This is a genomic window from Streptococcus sp. CF8_St5-11 (assembly GCF_024295625.1).
GTDB lineage: Bacteria > Bacillota > Bacilli > Lactobacillales > Streptococcaceae > Streptococcus.
Map to the genome: position 1 here is coordinate 420,825 of NZ_JANCOJ010000001.1, position 15,451 is coordinate 436,275.

Sequence of the window (15,451 nt, forward strand, 5' to 3'; positions counted from 1 at the left end):
TTTATCATTTGAAATATCCTTCTCCACTTTGATCCATTTGTCTCGTATTCCCTACTTCCGTTTTCGCGCAATCAAATGGATCGGAGTTCCTTCAAAAACAAAGGCCTTGCGAATTTGGTTTTCTAAGAAACGGAGGTATGAGAAGTGCATCAGTTCTTCTTCGTTAACAAAGACCACAAAAGTTGGCGGCTTGGTTGCCACTTGTGTCGCATAGAAGATCTTGAGGCGTTTTCCTTTGTCGGTCGGAGTTGGATTAATGGCAATGGCATCCATAATCACATCGTTCAAGACAGCTGAAGGAATCCGTGTATTTTGACTTTCACTGATCTGTTTGATCATCTCTGGCAACTTGTGCAAGCGTTGTTTGGTTAAGGCAGAGACAAAAACAATCGGCGCATAAGAAAGGTATTGGAATTGATCGCGAATGTCATCTTCCCACTGCTTCATGGTATGGTTGTCTTTTTCAATGGTATCCCATTTGTTGACAACAATGATCATGCCTTTACCAGCTTCATGAGCAAAGCCAGCGATCCGCTTGTCATACTCCCGAATCCCTTCTTCGGCATTAATGACCATCAAAACCACATCTGAACGGTCGATGGCCCGCATGGCACGCATGACAGAATATTTCTCTGTGTTTTCATAGATTTTACCAGATTTGCGCATACCAGCTGTATCGATCATGGTAAATTCTTGGCCATCTGCATCGGTAAAATGGGTATCGATGGCATCACGTGTGGTTCCAGCAACAGGGCTTGCGATGACCCGGTCTTCTCCAAGGATCGCATTGATCAAGCTTGATTTCCCAACATTTGGGCGACCAATCAAGCTAAATTTGATGATATCTGGATTTTCTTCTTCTGTGTCATTCGGAAGATTTTCGATGATGGCATCGAGCACATCCCCAGTTCCGATCCCGTGGACAGAGGATACCGGTAGTGGCTCACCTAGTCCTAAGGCATAAAAGTCATAGATATCATTGCGCATCTCTGGGTTATCCACCTTGTTGACTGCAAGAATCACCGGTTTATGGGTCTTATACAAGATACGAGTGACATATTCATCCGCATCCGTGATCCCTTCTTTCCCAGAAACGACAAAGACGATCACATCTGCTTCGTCCATAGCAATTTCTGCCTGATGCTTGATTTGCTCCATAAATGGGGCATCTACGTCATCAATTCCCCCCGTATCAATGATACTAAATTTTCGATTCAACCACTCAGCTGTTGCATAAATGCGGTCACGAGTGACTCCTTCTACATCCTCAACGATGGAAATCCGCTCACCGGCAATCCGGTTAAAGAGTGTAGATTTTCCGACATTGGGACGGCCTACAATCGCAATAGTTGGTAGGGCCATGATTTCCTCTTTTCTAATGAAAGGCGAGACCTCGGTTCAAGAACGCCTCTCTTCATTTCATAATAGTTTGTGTTTTTCTAGTAGTTTTTTGGTCTCTTCTTGTTCAGGTTGACCAAATTGAGCTGCAAGGCGCTCGCTCCAGCTGTCTGTTGCACGCGCTCCAGCATAATCTGCCTGAACCTTGTCATAGGCAGTCACAACTGATGGGTCTTGTTCTTGGTATTCTTCTTCAAAAGCAACCTGCTCCAATGGCAAACGTGGTTTCACCGCATGTTGCTGGTTGGGTACTCCGAGAGCAATCCCAAAAACCGGATAGGTATAGTCTGGCAGACGGAAGAGTTCTGCGACTTCTTCTGAACAGTAGCGCAACATGCCGATCATCACTCCACCATAGCCGAGACTTTCAGCTGCCAATAGCGTGTTTTGAGCTGCTAGAGCCGCATCCACTGAGGTGATCAGTAAGTTGTCCACCCCTTCAGGATGGAAATCCTGCTCATGAAGTTTGACAGCTTTTTCAGCACGGTTTAAATCTCCAACAAAGAGGAGAAAGACATCTGATTGGCGAATCGCTTCTTGAGGAAGCAAGTCGTAAAGAGCTTCTTTCTTTTCCTTGCTTTTGACCACAATCACAGAATAAGACTGAAAGTTTTTCCAACTTGATGCCATCTGCCCAGCTGATAAAATTTCCTTGAGGTCAGCTTCTTTGATGGCTTCTTCCTTAAAACGGCGAACAGAAAAATGAGATTTCATTAAACGGATGGTTTCATTCATCGGCGATTGACTCCTTCCAGATGAATTTCCTTGGCTAAAAATTTTACGCGCTCCATGACCCGTTTGGCCTGCCAGGTTTCATCTCCATTACGCGAAGCTGCAAAATGACGTTCCAACTCTTCAAAATTAAAGTTAGAAGTAAAGAAGGTTGGGAGATTTTCCTGCATTCGGTGCTGCAAAATCACTTGTAAGATTTCATCTCGCACCCAGGCTGACATCTGTTCCGCACCGATATCATCGAGAATTAAAATTTCGGCTTTTTTCACCTGATCGACGGTTTCTTTGACCGAGCCTGAACTGATGGCATTTTTGACATCGATAGCAAAACTTGGGAAATGAAGTAGGGTAGTAGAGGCCTGACGTTTTTCGGATAAATCATGAGCCAAGGCTGCCATCATGTAGCTCTTTCCTACTCCAAAATCACCATAGAGGTAGATCCCCTTTTGATATTCCGGATAGTTGGCCACAAAATTAGCTAATTCCTCAAAGGCCACAAATCTTCCCTTATCATCGAGTTCTACCTTGGCTAGACTCGCTTCTTTCAAGGTTGAAGGGAGATTGATCAAGTTGAGACGTTGGTTGATCGCAGCTCGTTTTTGGGCTTCGATTAACTCTGGCGTTTCCTCATAAGCGACATCCGCATAGCCTTCATTCATGGTGAGGATGGGCTTATAACCTTTGGCAATATAATCCGGATCTCCCAATAAGAAACGGTTGCGTTCACTAATGTATTGATTAAATTTTGAAATACTCCGTCGAATTTCTTGTTCAGACAAAGACTGGTCCTTGATAAAAGCAGCAACTTCTTGGTCTGCCAAGATCTGTGCGACCAAATCCTCATAGTTAAATTGACGCGCACGGTTCATGTGAGACATGGTTTGACCTACACTTTCCATCTACTCACCTCCTTGATTCAGTTTTTCTAATAGGCGTTGTTTCTCTTTAGCAAGATCCACCTTTTCTGCTTGACTGGTTTGATTTTGATAGTTTGGTTGGCTCCACTTGGGAACATTGCTGTTCTTGCCCTTAGCTGATGTAGGACTCGTCCCCTTGTTTCCTTGAGCTTTAGCTTGTTCCTGGCGTTCTCGAACTTTTAAAATCGCTAGTTCTGCACTGTTGACCCCTTGATAAGAAAAATCATTTCCCACCTTCAAAGCATACTTTTCATTGAGATTAGCAGACTGGGTCTTATTAAAGGTCAACAATAAGATGATATTGATCACCTCATCTAATAAGCCTAGATCAGCTAACTTGGATAAAGTCTTGCGTTCGCTCTGCGTAATGGTCGCATTGCGCGCCTTCTTAATCTCCGCTAGAAATTGTAGGCTGGATTTTGCCTTAGCTTCCCTCAGAATAGTTTCTTCCTGACGGCTATAGGACATGCGGGGTTGCTCTTGGCTAGCCTGAGCTAATTTTTGTTTCATTCTCTTTGGAGAGACGGTACGGTCTACAGCTGTTTCTTTGGCTAAAAGATACGTTTCATACCAGGTCCATTGCTGCTCATCTGCAATGGCAAAGAGGGCAAGAGTCGCTTCTCCTTCATCCGCAAAACGAAGTCCATCACGCCCCATCATTCGCTTAAACATCTCCATATCAAACTGCTGTTTCTTGCTTGGAACAACGGTCACCTCACCAGCATCTAGTCCAAAGACTTGAGAGAAGGAAACTTGCCGTCTAGTTCCTAAAGAGCGTGCTGGGATCAGATCCTCAACAGCCTTTTCCCCAATCTTTTTTTCAAGCAAGCGTTTGAAAATAGCATTCGAAAAAAATTGTTCTGATTCAAGAGGAGCATGTAACTGGATGGTGATCCCAACTTCTTCCTCATAGAGATCCATCAACCCCATAGCAATTAAACGATCAAAGGCTAGTAGCAACTGTGGAAATCCTATATTCAAGTGATTGAGGATTTGAGCAAGTAAATATTGTTTTTCACCCTGATCATAAGAGGCGAGCAGATAACGATAAATCGCTACTGTTTCTGTCTCTAAAATAGGCAGGTAATACTGCTCCAATGCAGCCCCTGCCGGTGGAAGAAGATTATTTTTTAAAAATGCGAAAGGCGTATTGGGCTTCATCTATTTTTCCTTTTTCTTCTTGGTTCCCTTCGTAATTTGTTTCAAGAGGGTCTCTAACTCACCGACATCCTTGAAACTCCGGTAAACACTAGCAAAACGGACATAGGTGATCTCATCTAGATCTGCTAACTCATCCATGACCAACGAACCAATATATTCACTGTTGATTTCATTATCACTTTGGCTGCGAACCTTTTGCTCGATCCGGTTTACAATTTCTTCAATTTCGTCACTAGAAACAGGCCGTTTTTGAGCTGAGCGGATAATACCATTAAAGATTTTATCACGAGAAAATTGCTCGCGTGTCCCATCCTTTTTGACAACCACTAGGGTCCGCTCTTCCACTCGTTCGTAGGTAGTAAAGCGATAATGGCATTCTTCGCATTCCCTGCGACGACGGATGGTGTTCCCATCTTCAGCTTGTCGACTATCCACCACACTAGACTTACTTCCACCACATTTTGGACAACGCATTTGCTACCTCCTTAAACTGTTTTAACACTTCATTCTACCATAAATTGAATCGTAAAGAAAGCAGAAGAACAGGAGAATCCCCTATGGTTGCTCCTCATTGATCCATAAAAAAGAGTCGAAGGACGATTGAATAAAATCGTTTTCCTTTCGACTCTCCATTTATATTAAAGTGATAATTCAGCTTCTAAGCCATAGTGATCACTGACATGGGGTTTGTTTTGATCATCAAAAATGACATGTAGACGCTGGATGTCCCATTCTGGACTTGCAAAGACGTAATCGATTCGCAATGGAACTTGATTATCCGTCCAGCCATCGATTCCAGGACCTACAGTATAAGTCCCCTTTGTTTCTTTGGCTTCGATAAAACTATCTTGAAGTTTTAGCGAACTGGATAGAATCGTTTCATACCCTTCTTGACCAGCAGGATTATTGAAATCACCAGCTAGAATAAAAGGTTTGCCTACTTGGCTGAAGTAGTTCTCAATGCGTGGCCACTCAAATTGGAAACCTTTGTCCCACCAAGAAAGATGGACGCTGGCAACAGCAATCTCTTTGCCATCTACACTTGTATGGGCAACAGCTACTCGACGAGTATGGTAGTCCGTTGGATCATCCATATTGGATACCAAAATCTCATCCGCCTTCAAGGGTTGACGCGAAAGAACGGCCACACCCTCATTGAGGTGATCATAGCCAATATGGTTGTAGGCCCAAGTCCAATAATAGTGGAGTCCATGAGCAGCTAACTCTTCTACCAATACGCGAACAAAGTGATCCTTGTGAATCGCTACAGATGATGGCAAAGCTTGATAATACTCATCTGTTTCGACTGTTTCTGAGGCCATTTCTTGATTGACCTCTTGGAAACAGATCACATCATATTGCGCTTCTAAAATTTGTTCCTTGAGGGTTTCAAATTTTTGCTGAGCATTCTCTTCCATCCAACTATGGGAATTTAATGTTAAAAATTTCATCCCCTGATTTCTCCTTCTCTCCAAATCAAGAAACGGCAAGAGGCCGGGTGCACTGCCCCAACCTCATTTTCTTTGCCGACGTCTCTTATAATTCTACTGTTGCAACTGGCGCATTTGCTGCCAATTTACCAGTATGTTCGACCTTAACGGATTTAATCGCATCTGCATTTGTGAAGACAACAATTGTTGAAGTTTCACGACCAGCTGCACGGATCGCATCAAGGTCTGCTTCTACCAAGAGGTCTCCAGCAGCCACTGTTTGACCTTCAGAAACTTTAACCTCAAATGGTTTTCCTTCAAGACTAACAGTATCTAGACCGATGTGAACCAAGACTTCCAAACCATTATCTGTTACCAAACCAAGGGCATGTTTGGTTGGGAAGACGCTAGTAACTTTACCAGCAACTGGTGAAACGATGTGGCCATTTTCAGGCTCAACCGCAAATCCGTCACCCATCATTTTTTGTGAGAATACAGGATCTTTCACATCTTCGATGTTGATCACTTCACCATCTGCAACGGAATGCACTTCATCAGTTACCCCTTTAAAGGTTGCTTCAGCTTTTTGAACTGCTGTCATTTGGCTAGGAAGTGTTTCAGGAATAACTTCACCCGAATCAAGAACGTCTTGGATATCAGATTTCAATACGTCAGCTTTAGGTCCGTAGATTGCTTGGACACCTTGTCCTTTCATGACAAGACCCATAGCGCCTTCAGCTTTCCATTGTTCTTCTGTTCCGACTTTTTCAGCGTCCTTAACGGTTACACGAAGACGAGTCATACATGCGTCAACGTCTACGATATTGGCACGTCCACCAAGAAGGTTGATGATGTTAATGACTTGTGAGCTTGCTGAGCTTGTAGCAGCACCTGCTGCTGCACCATCTCCTGCAGGGGCGTCATCATTTTGTTCATAGTTACCGTTACGTCCTGGAGTTGCATAATTGAATTTCTTAATCATGAAGTTAGCAATGAAGTACATGATAAAGGCAAAGAGGACTGTTACCCATACAAAGTTAAAGATATCTAAAGCCAAACCAGCGTTGATGGCCATTGGGGTACGTGTCAAGAACTCGATTGAACCGAATGAGTGGACACGAAGGTGAACCAAGTCAGCCATTGCAAAGGCAGCTCCTTGAACAAAGGCATAGATTAGGTATAAAGGTGTTGCAATGAACATGAACATGTATTCAATTGGTTCAGTAACACCTGTCAAGAATGTAGCAAGGGCAGTTGCAAAAAGCATCCCTTTGTATTTTTCTTTCTTATCTGGGTCAACATTGCGATAGATAGCAACTACAACCCCCATCAAGATACCAAATGATCCAATCATTTGACCAACTTTGAAACGAGCTGGTGTGTACGCATGAAGCAAGTGTTGGTATTGGCTAGGATCTGCCTTCTTCAAGTTAACAAGGTCTGTTACCCAAGCCAACCAAAGTGGATCTTGTCCAAATACAGTTGTTCCTTTGGCAGCACCTGTAAGAACTTGGTAGCTACCACCCAATTGAGTATAGTTGATTGGAATGGTCAACATGTGGTGAAGACCAAACGGCAAGAGAAGACGTTCCAAGGTACCAAACAAGAATGGTGCCAATACTGGAGCTGTTGATTGTGAGTTGGCGATCCAGACACCGAATCCATTAATTCCTGATTGAACCACTGGCCACAAGGCTGCCAAAACCAAGGCTGTAAGAGCTGAACGAACGATAACAACGAATGGGACAAAGCGCTTCCCGTTAAAGAAAGAAAGGGCTTCTGGAAGTTTACGGTAGTTATAGTATTTATTGAAAGCAGTTGCTCCAACAAAACCTGAGATAATCCCTACAAACACCCCCATATTAAGTGCCGGTGCTTCAAGGACACTAATGAAGTAGTCTGCAACTTTAATTGATCCACCTAAGATCGTATGAACGGTAGCATCCTTATCAGCCAACATTGCAGATGTAACTCCAAAAACTGCACCGGTAATACGGTTAATCAAGATGAAAGAGAGACCAGCCGCAAAGGCACCCCCAGCACGCTCTTTGGCCCAGCTACCACCGATAGCGAGTGCAAAGAGGATGTGAAGGTTACCGATAACCCCCCAACCGATTTGTTCGAGAATCCCACCTGTAATAACAAGTGGAGATAAATTCGGGTTGATCATAGGGATTGATTTCCCGATTGAAATCATCAACCCAGCAGCTGGCATGACAGCGATAACGACCATCAAGGCCTTACCAAACTTCTGCCAGAATTCAAAGCTAAATAAACTTTTGAATGATCCTTTATTCATCATTCAACCTCCTTATATTGTTTAAGGCTTTTGTTTTTAAGAAAACGTTTGCGCTTAATTTGTTTCTAGTATACCACATTTTAAAAATTTGTAAAGCCTTACATTCATTTTTTTCTCTAAATTTTATCTTTTTTTATCTTTTTTTAGCCAAATCCTTTTTAAAACCCATCCTTTCCAAACGCAAACGTTTCCCTTGAGTCATAAAAATATTCGAACCCTCTAAGGGTTCGAATATTTTATTCTAATGTGTCTTGCATGGCATAGCCAATCCCACGAACGGTCTTAATATAGCTTTTTTGACCGGGTAGATCAATTTTCCCACGGAGATAACGGATATAGACGTCCACAATATTAGTCTCACCTGTACTCTCGTACTTCCAGACACTTTCCAACAACTGATCTCGTGTCACCACCCCTTTGCTTCCCATCAGAGTCGCTAAGAGATCATACTCTCTGCGGGTTAAACTAATCATGTCTTTCCCACGATAGACGGTATGGTGTTCCACATCAATGCGCAAATTGCGGTATGATGTTGGGATTTTCATCTGGCTACAATGTTGGTCAATATAATCACGTCCTCTAAAAATGGCTGTGATCTTATCTACCAAATCGCTGATAATAAAGGGTTTAACCATATAGGAAACGGCAAAGCGCTGAATACTCTCTTTGTGCTCAGCAATTTTTTCGCGGCTATCCAAAACAATCAAAACAGAAGCTGGGCGAATCCGACTGATTTCCTCTGCGAATGTTTCACCAGACATATCTGACAAATCGTAATTAAACAAGATCAGATCATATTTAGTCGCAGCAATTAAGGCCAGACCCGCTTTTCCATCCTCGACCACATCAACTTGATACCCCTCTTTTTGAAGTTCCAAATCAATGAAGCGAGCGATTTGCTTCTCATTTTCTACTAGTAGAACTCGTTTGACCATAGAGCAAGATTATTTTTCGTCGTACCAAGAATAGTGGAAGGTACCTTCTTTGTCTTTACGTTGGTAAGTGTGAGCACCAAAGTAGTCACGTTGTGCTTGGATCAAGTTTGCTGGAAGATCCGCTGAACGGTAGCTATCGAAGTAAGTGATGGCTGCTGAGAAGGTTGGTACAGGCACACCAGCTTGAACAGCAAGAGCTACGATATCCCGAACTGATTGTTGGTACTTAGCAGTAACATCTAAGAAGTACTCATCCAATAGAAGGTTAGCAAGATCTGCATCGCGGTTGTAAGCATCTGTGATCTTTTGCAAGAAACGAGAACGGATGATACATCCATCGCGCCAGATAGATGCGATGTCTGCAAATGGCAAGTTCCAGTTGTTTTCTTTAGAAGCAACACGCAATTGCGCAAAACCTTGTGCGTAAGAGATGATTTTTGAGAAGTAAAGGGCTTGACGAATCTTTTCGATCAACTCAGCCTTGTCTCCTTCAAATTTGAATGCAGCTGGTTTTGGAAGAACCTTGCTAGCATGTACACGTTCTTCTTTGTAGGCAGAGATGTAACGGGCAAATACTGACTCAGTGATGAGTGACAACGGCACACCAAGGTCAAGCGCTGATTGGCTAGTCCATTTACCAGTTCCTTTGTTTCCTGCAGCGTCCAAGATGTAGTCTACGATTGGTCCATCTTGACCTTCGTCGTCTTTGCGTTTCAAGATATCCGCAGTGATTTCGATCAAGTAGCTGTCCAATTCACCCTTGTTCCATTCAGTGAAGATTTCAGCCATGTCTTCTGCAGAAAGTCCAAGCAAGTGTTGCATGAGGTCATAGCTTTCTGCGATCAATTGCATATCCCCGTACTCGATCCCGTTGTGGACCATTTTCACGTAGTGACCAGCTCCATCAGGACCGATGTAAGTCACACATGGTTTTCCATCTTCAGGCGCTTTTGCAGAGATTTCTTCAAGAACGTCAGCTACCAAGTCATACGCTTCTTTTTGCCCACCAGGCATGATTGAAGGACCTTCAAGGGCACCTTTTTCCCCACCAGATACACCAGTACCAATAAAGTTGATTCCTGAGTTCGCCAATTCTTCATTACGACGGATGGTATCTTTATAGAAAGTATTTCCTCCGTCGATCAAGATGTCACCTTTATCCAAGTGTGGAAGAAGGGCTTGGATAGTTGCGTCTGTACCAGGTCCTGCTTGAACCATGAGCATGATACGACGTGGTTTTTCGATTGAGTTTACGAAGCTTTCGATATCATAGCTTGGCACAAAGTTTTTATCAGGGTGGCAAGCAATTACATCTTCTGTTTTTTCTTTACTACGGTTATAAATGGCAACTGTGTAGCCACGAGATTCGATATTAAGGGCAAGGTTACGACCCATTACGGCCATACCAACAACACCAAAGTTTGCTTTAGTCATGTGACACTCCTCTTTATAGTTTGCCTTTATTCTACCATTTTTCCTCCTCAAAAGAAAGCAGAAAATAGCTTCCCGCCTTCTCCAAGAGGGAGAAGATCATGCAAGTCATTTGATCTTAAAAACAAAAGTGCCCGAGAAACAGTTCTCAGACACTTCTTGATGAATGGCATTAATCTTCTTTAGAAGCTAACTCCTCTGCTTCAATGACCGGTTGTTCTCCTTCTTTGAGTTTATTGACCGTCATATTGACCCCAAGGGCTCCTGCTAGCAATTGACGAATATCAAATCCGGCTCCTTGAGAGACTTGGTCGATACTTTGCATAATATCGCCCACCATCTTAGAAGCATTGCCTTCCCCGTACATGGTGATCTTATCAACCTTGGTTAATGGTTCTGCGACAGCACGCGCAATTTCAGGCAACTTGTCAACGACCATTTCAGTAATGGCTGCTTCTTGCATTTTCTTCATGGCTTCGGCCTTTTGGTCCAAACCTTTGGCTTCGGCTTCCAGTTTCAAGCGAATAGCTTCAGCCTCGGCACGACCTTTGGCTTCAATAGCTTCGGCCTCTTGCAATTGGGCAAATTTCTCAGCTTCGGCTTGGGCTTTCCGAGCTTCGGCTTCTTTTTGTGTTTCGAAGAGTTCAGCTTCGGCCTTGCGTTGGCGTTCGATCAATTCTGCTTCTGCAGCTTGTTGACGCGCATATTTTTCAGCTTCAGCTTGTTTGCGGATGTTGGCATCCAATTCTTGCTCACGAACCTTAACTTCGCGCTCTTTGACTTCCGCTTCTTTTTCCTGTTTCATGATATTGGCTTCGGCTGCCACGCGCTCTTGTTCACGACGTTGCACTTCTGCCTCAATTCCTTTAGCGGCATCTGCTTTTGCTTGGGCAATGTCTGCTTCTTGCTTGAGGGCTGCTTGTTTGAGTTTCAGTTCATTTTGTTTTTGCGCAATTTCAAGATCGGCAGCGACGCGTTTGTCGTTAGCCAATTTATCTTGTTCTGCTTCGACTTCCTTGCGTTCACGTTCTGCTTTGGCTTTGGCAATCAAGGCATCTTTCTTAATGGTTTCAACATTTTCAATCCCGAGGTTATCGATGACTCCCCCTTCATCAGAGAAGGATTGAACCGTAAAGGCGATGACTTCTAGACCCATTTTTGCCAAGTCTGGTGCTACGTTGTCCTGCACTTTTGAGGCAAACTCTTGACGGTCATTGACCATCTTACGGAGCTCCATCTGACCGATCACTTCCCGCAAGTTTCCTTCCAAGACATCTTGGACAGAATTGGAAATATCTGTCGTATTCCAGTTCAAGAAGTTTTCTGCAGCCCGGGCAATCATTTCATCGGTTGTACCGATTTTTAATTTAACAGCTGCATCGGCACGGACGTTAATGAAGTCCAATGTTGGGACTGCTTCTGACGTCCGAACATCTGTCGAGAATTGCTCAATATCAAGATAAGAGCGTTGTTCGACAAAGGGAATCATAAAGCCAGCTTTCCCACGCAAGTGACGTTGCTTCCGAAGACCGGTAATGACCACGACTTCGTTGGGTTTAGCGTTCACATAACCTTTAACAAGCAAAATCAAAATAATAACTGCGACTATTAGGCCGGTAATCAACCAACCTGGAATAAATAAAGTATCCATACTTTTTCTCCTTTTTTAGAGGTCTCCCCTCTGTTATTTATTAATCCTAGTATATCAAAAGAAGGCCTTTCCTCAAAGAAAAGACCTGTATTTATGTCTAAATTTATCAAATGCAATCTCTAGCTTATTCTTCGTCAAACAAGCCATTTAGACCGGCGAAAGGACTGTTTTCTTCTTTCTTAATCGCTTGAGCGGCTTGGTATTCTTCTTCGGATAGGATTTTCCAATCATTGCCTTCGATAAAACCTTGTCCAGCCTCTTCTTCTGGAGTGAGAACCTTGAGAGGAATATTGAGCAGGATATTATCCGCTACACTCTCACTCAGGTCAATCTTCCCACCTTCGATTGGAAGGATCAAGTCTTCCTCTAGGGCCTCGATATCTGCGTCAGACTGTACATCCTCCGCAAACACCTCTGTTACAGGATAGCTCTCTTGAAGCTCAACAGGCTCCATGCTTCGGCTAGATGCCAAAACGATGGTATAGCTCAACTGGTAATCCAAGACATAGAGGCCTGTATCATAGGCTACTCGTCCTGTCGCTGTCACATTCTTTAAATCAAGAATTTCTGGATTACGCTTTTGCAATTCTTTGAGCAAATCCAACTCTTGATCAAAGGCTAGTCCTTCAGGATTTTTACGGATTTCTTGTGTAAATAGGTTCATTCTTTTGTCCTCAAATCTTCTAGATACTACTAGTATATCATGAAGCTGCCCCTCAACCAAGAAGTCTCCTCAAAAATTTGTTATAATCATGAAAAAAGATACAGTAACTAGGCCAATTGGTGTTGTACACAAGGTCCCACCATCTCTTGGACAAAAGAGGGTCACTTGCTAGGGCATTGAGCAATGTTAGATAGAGGAGAATTCATGAAAGATATCGGAGCAGTTTTTCGGCAAATACGTGAAAGTCGCCACATCTCTTTAGAGGAGGCTACGGGTGGCGAATTTTCACGCTCCATGCTATCTCGATTTGAAAGAGGGGAAAATGACCTGACCACGCAACGTTTTTTTCAGGCCCTTCAACAGATCAAAACCAGCCTCAGTGAGTTTTCCCATCTAGCTGGAATCGATCAGCACTCTTTTATTCCCAAATTGTTGAAAGAGCACTATGAAAACATGAGCTTGGAACACGATCAAGCCTTGTACCAAAGCTACCAGCAAGCCTATCAGAAATATCAGAAAAAAGAAGACTTCTTAGCTAGCATTATTCTCAAAGTCCAAATGCTTGGCTTCTATCCTGAAGTAGAGCTCACCGCTAGCCAAGAGGAACTCGATTTCCTCCATGATTATCTCTTCTCTGTCACAATCTGGGGAAATTTTGAATTAAACCTGTTTTCTCTGACCTCTCCACTTTTCTCTAGTCGCCTCTATCGACAATACACAGAGGAGTTGGTCCAAAGGGAGGATTTCAAGCTTCTCCTAGATTCCTCTCGTCCTGCCATCAATTCTATTTTCCTTAATGGCTTTTTTCTGGCCATTAGTTCAAATGAATTTGAAGATGCATGTTTTTTTGACCACCTAATTAACGACCACTTTTACTCTGAGAACGAAGCCTACCTTCGGACGGTTTATCTCTACGCCAAAGGAGAATTTCTCTATCGAAAGGGAGAAAAAGAAATCGGTCTTGAAAAGATGGAACAGGCCATCCAGGTTCTCTCTATTCTGGATTGTAAGGACAGTGCCAACTACTACAAACAGGGCCTGCAAGAACTGATCAATAAATCCTAAAAACTCACAGATCTACTCTGTGAGTTTTTGTTGAAAATATGCAACATTAATTTTTTCTTGCTTTTTAGGTTTACAATAGGACTATCAAGTAAAGAAAGAAGGTTCTTCCCATGATGACCAAACTAAAAAACCACTTCCTCCGCTTTCTTCTCTCACATACCAGCGTTTATCTGAAGGATCAGGAACTTCTTCTCTCTGATGATGAGAAACTAGACCTCTTCAAACAGATCGTTCGATCTATCAAACAAGTCCTAGCAACTGATCACGTGAAGGAGGAAGGCTTATGAAACTCTTAGCTCGTAATAAAATTTTTGCCTTACTCAGCCTTTCTCGCTTTTTGAATACCCTTGGTGCTGCCATCTACAATCTGGTCTTTGTGGTCTTTGCTGCCAGTATGCCGCAACCGAGCCTAGCAGTTGGCATTGCCAATCTCATTGTATTTATTCCTAGCCTCTTTACCATTTTTGTCGGGATGAAGGCTGACCGCACGAAGAAAAAAGCTAACTGGTTGATCCGCATTGGCTATCTTCAAGCCATCCTCTTCATCCTTATTGCGCTCATGACCAAGATTCCGGGTTACCTTGCCTTTTCGATTGTTTGCTTTTTAAACATTGTTTCAGATTGTTTAAGTGATTATCGCGGTGGCTTGCAACTCCCTATCATGAAAAAGAACATCCCCGACCAGGATTTAATGGAGGCTTATTCCTTCAACCAACTGCTTAGTATGGTCTGCTCGATTTCTGGACAAGCTCTAGGAGTTTGGCTGCTAGCTATCAGCCATCAAAATTTTGCCCTGGTCGCTTCGATCAATGCAGTGACTTTTCTCCTGTCTTCTACCTGTCTCTTGATTAGAAAAAAGCAGCTGACACATGATCCCGTCATTGAGCCCAAAAGTAAGAATTCGTTGGTACACGAATGTCAAGAGATGTACCAGAACGCCAAAAGTATTTTTGCAGATGAGGAGGTCCACCACTTTGGCAAGTTGCTCTTCTCATTGGTTCTCATCAATGCCCTAGGGGGATCCATCTCTGGTATCTACAATTTGCAACTGCTTCACTCCCCCTTCTTTCAGTTGAGTTTTAGCCAATCCCTCTTGATCTTGGAGGCAGTGACTATTTTAAGTATGGTCTGGGCTAGCCTGACACCCCACGATTATTTTTCCAAGCAATCGCTCCACCATACCCTCCTGTGGATCGCAGGTGGGCTGACCATGCTTGCTCTCACAAATATCCTGATGCACTGGGACATTCTTTCCCTTCTACTCATCACTTTCCTTGGTTATCTTGTAGCAAAAATCAATCCAAAAGTTTCCAGTCTTTTAATGAGCAAATTACCCGCTGAAAAATTAGCTTCTACCTCTAGCTTTTTGGGACTGATGGTCAGCTTTGCTATGCCACTTGGAACAGCTCTCTTTTCTAGTCTAGCTATCTGGAGCCTTCCCCTAGCTTGGGGGATCTTTGCCATCCTTGGTTTCACTACCCTCCTCTTAACAACCAAATAAAAAATCCACCGTTTGGTGGATTGAGCTTGAGGACAAAGTCATCTTAAAAACTTTCCTTAGGTGAGGACGGACGTCAGCGAACTTCGAAGAAGTTCCATGACTAATTATTGAGTCTAAGGTCTCAATAATTCCGAGTGCCTGAAACTAAATAGCTTCAGGCACTTTTCTCACGGCGGAAAGTTTCAATAGATGAGTTAATAATTCTAAAGAATAAATTTCTTTTATTTGTATAGAATTTATTAGATTTATAAAGAAAAACAGTTTTCC

At 43.1% G+C, this 15,451-nt stretch carries 14 protein-coding genes; 3 read left to right on the plus strand and 11 right to left on the minus strand.

The window, feature by feature from the left end; all coding sequences use genetic code 11:
- Positions 1 to 51 precede the first annotated feature (51 nt).
- From der to NMM13_RS02075, 11 genes are all read right to left on the minus strand, one after another.
- Positions 52 to 1,362 carry a ribosome biogenesis GTPase Der gene (gene der / locus NMM13_RS02025; RefSeq protein ID WP_031575509.1) on the minus strand — a complete coding sequence of 437 codons (1,311 nt, stop codon included), beginning with the start codon at positions 1,360 to 1,362 and terminating at the stop codon, positions 52 to 54.
- 57 nt (positions 1,363 to 1,419) lie between these two features.
- Positions 1,420 to 2,133: a nitroreductase family protein gene (locus NMM13_RS02030; protein ID WP_254727255.1), complete on the minus strand. Its 714-nt coding sequence runs from the start codon at positions 2,131 to 2,133 to the stop codon at positions 1,420 to 1,422.
- Positions 2,130 to 3,029 carry a primosomal protein DnaI gene (dnaI, locus tag NMM13_RS02035; RefSeq protein ID WP_254727258.1) on the minus strand — a complete coding sequence of 300 codons (900 nt, stop codon included), beginning with the start codon at positions 3,027 to 3,029 and terminating at the stop codon, positions 2,130 to 2,132. The genes NMM13_RS02030 and dnaI overlap by 4 nt, the downstream gene beginning before the upstream one ends.
- Positions 3,030 to 4,208: a DnaD domain protein gene (locus tag NMM13_RS02040; RefSeq protein WP_254727261.1), complete on the minus strand. Its 1,179-nt coding sequence runs from the start codon at positions 4,206 to 4,208 to the stop codon at positions 3,030 to 3,032. It abuts the gene before it with no gap.
- On the minus strand, positions 4,209 to 4,682 hold the full coding sequence (nrdR, locus tag NMM13_RS02045; RefSeq protein ID WP_003005476.1) for a transcriptional regulator NrdR: 474 nt from the start codon (positions 4,680 to 4,682) through the stop codon (positions 4,209 to 4,211).
- Positions 4,683 to 4,846: 164 nt separating this feature from the next.
- Entirely contained in the window at positions 4,847 to 5,659 is an 813-nt protein-coding gene (locus NMM13_RS02050) for an endonuclease/exonuclease/phosphatase family protein (RefSeq protein WP_049474028.1), read from the minus strand.
- Between the two features lie 85 nt (positions 5,660 to 5,744).
- Positions 5,745 to 7,937: a PTS transporter subunit IIBC gene (locus NMM13_RS02055; RefSeq protein WP_037608409.1), complete on the minus strand. Its 2,193-nt coding sequence runs from the start codon at positions 7,935 to 7,937 to the stop codon at positions 5,745 to 5,747.
- A 236-nt stretch (positions 7,938 to 8,173) separates the two neighbouring features.
- Positions 8,174 to 8,872 carry a response regulator transcription factor gene (locus NMM13_RS02060; protein WP_049492430.1) on the minus strand — a complete coding sequence of 233 codons (699 nt, stop codon included), beginning with the start codon at positions 8,870 to 8,872 and terminating at the stop codon, positions 8,174 to 8,176.
- A 9-nt stretch (positions 8,873 to 8,881) separates the two neighbouring features.
- A complete protein-coding gene (gene gndA, locus NMM13_RS02065; RefSeq protein WP_003004949.1) occupies positions 8,882 to 10,306 on the minus strand; it encodes an NADP-dependent phosphogluconate dehydrogenase in 1,425 nt (474 codons plus the stop codon).
- A gap of 169 nt (positions 10,307 to 10,475) precedes the next feature.
- Positions 10,476 to 11,954 carry a flotillin family protein gene (locus tag NMM13_RS02070; RefSeq protein WP_003005145.1) on the minus strand — a complete coding sequence of 493 codons (1,479 nt, stop codon included), beginning with the start codon at positions 11,952 to 11,954 and terminating at the stop codon, positions 10,476 to 10,478.
- A gap of 124 nt (positions 11,955 to 12,078) precedes the next feature.
- Entirely contained in the window at positions 12,079 to 12,618 is a 540-nt protein-coding gene (locus tag NMM13_RS02075; protein WP_003005275.1) for a DUF177 domain-containing protein, read from the minus strand.
- A 204-nt stretch (positions 12,619 to 12,822) separates the two neighbouring features.
- Between NMM13_RS02075 and NMM13_RS02080 the strand changes: the two genes are divergently transcribed.
- The 3 genes from NMM13_RS02080 to NMM13_RS02090 all read left to right on the plus strand — a co-directional run bounded on the left by NMM13_RS02080 (position 12,823) and on the right by NMM13_RS02090 (position 15,184).
- On the plus strand, positions 12,823 to 13,683 hold the full coding sequence (locus NMM13_RS02080) for a helix-turn-helix domain-containing protein (protein ID WP_070588744.1): 861 nt from the start codon (positions 12,823 to 12,825) through the stop codon (positions 13,681 to 13,683).
- A 110-nt stretch (positions 13,684 to 13,793) separates the two neighbouring features.
- Entirely contained in the window at positions 13,794 to 13,970 is a 177-nt protein-coding gene (locus NMM13_RS02085) for a hypothetical protein (protein ID WP_162837396.1), read from the plus strand.
- Positions 13,967 to 15,184 carry an MFS transporter gene (locus NMM13_RS02090; RefSeq protein WP_254727264.1) on the plus strand — a complete coding sequence of 406 codons (1,218 nt, stop codon included), beginning with the start codon at positions 13,967 to 13,969 and terminating at the stop codon, positions 15,182 to 15,184. Before NMM13_RS02085 ends, NMM13_RS02090 begins: the two co-directional genes overlap by 4 nt.
- Positions 15,185 to 15,451 lie beyond the last annotated feature (267 nt).

Excerpts from the sequence above, each read along its gene's own strand:
- der (WP_031575509.1), bottom strand. The coding sequence starts at position 1,362 with ATGGCCCTACCAACTATTGCGATTGTAGGCCGTCCCAATGTCGGAAAA.
- NMM13_RS02030 (WP_254727255.1), bottom strand. The coding sequence starts at position 2,133 with ATGAATGAAACCATCCGTTTAATGAAATCTCATTTTTCTGTTCGCCGT.
- dnaI (WP_254727258.1), bottom strand. The coding sequence starts at position 3,029 with ATGGAAAGTGTAGGTCAAACCATGTCTCACATGAACCGTGCGCGTCAA.
- NMM13_RS02040 (WP_254727261.1), bottom strand. The coding sequence starts at position 4,208 with ATGAAGCCCAATACGCCTTTCGCATTTTTAAAAAATAATCTTCTTCCA.
- nrdR (WP_003005476.1), bottom strand. The coding sequence starts at position 4,682 with ATGCGTTGTCCAAAATGTGGTGGAAGTAAGTCTAGTGTGGTGGATAGT.
- NMM13_RS02050 (WP_049474028.1), bottom strand. The coding sequence starts at position 5,659 with ATGAAATTTTTAACATTAAATTCCCATAGTTGGATGGAAGAGAATGCT.
- NMM13_RS02055 (WP_037608409.1), bottom strand. The coding sequence starts at position 7,937 with ATGAATAAAGGATCATTCAAAAGTTTATTTAGCTTTGAATTCTGGCAG.
- NMM13_RS02060 (WP_049492430.1), bottom strand. The coding sequence starts at position 8,872 with ATGGTCAAACGAGTTCTACTAGTAGAAAATGAGAAGCAAATCGCTCGC.
- gndA (WP_003004949.1), bottom strand. The coding sequence starts at position 10,306 with ATGACTAAAGCAAACTTTGGTGTTGTTGGTATGGCCGTAATGGGTCGT.
- NMM13_RS02070 (WP_003005145.1), bottom strand. The coding sequence starts at position 11,954 with ATGGATACTTTATTTATTCCAGGTTGGTTGATTACCGGCCTAATAGTC.
- NMM13_RS02075 (WP_003005275.1), bottom strand. The coding sequence starts at position 12,618 with ATGAACCTATTTACACAAGAAATCCGTAAAAATCCTGAAGGACTAGCC.
- NMM13_RS02080 (WP_070588744.1), top strand. The coding sequence starts at position 12,823 with ATGAAAGATATCGGAGCAGTTTTTCGGCAAATACGTGAAAGTCGCCAC.
- NMM13_RS02085 (WP_162837396.1), top strand. The coding sequence starts at position 13,794 with ATGATGACCAAACTAAAAAACCACTTCCTCCGCTTTCTTCTCTCACAT.
- NMM13_RS02090 (WP_254727264.1), top strand. The coding sequence starts at position 13,967 with ATGAAACTCTTAGCTCGTAATAAAATTTTTGCCTTACTCAGCCTTTCT.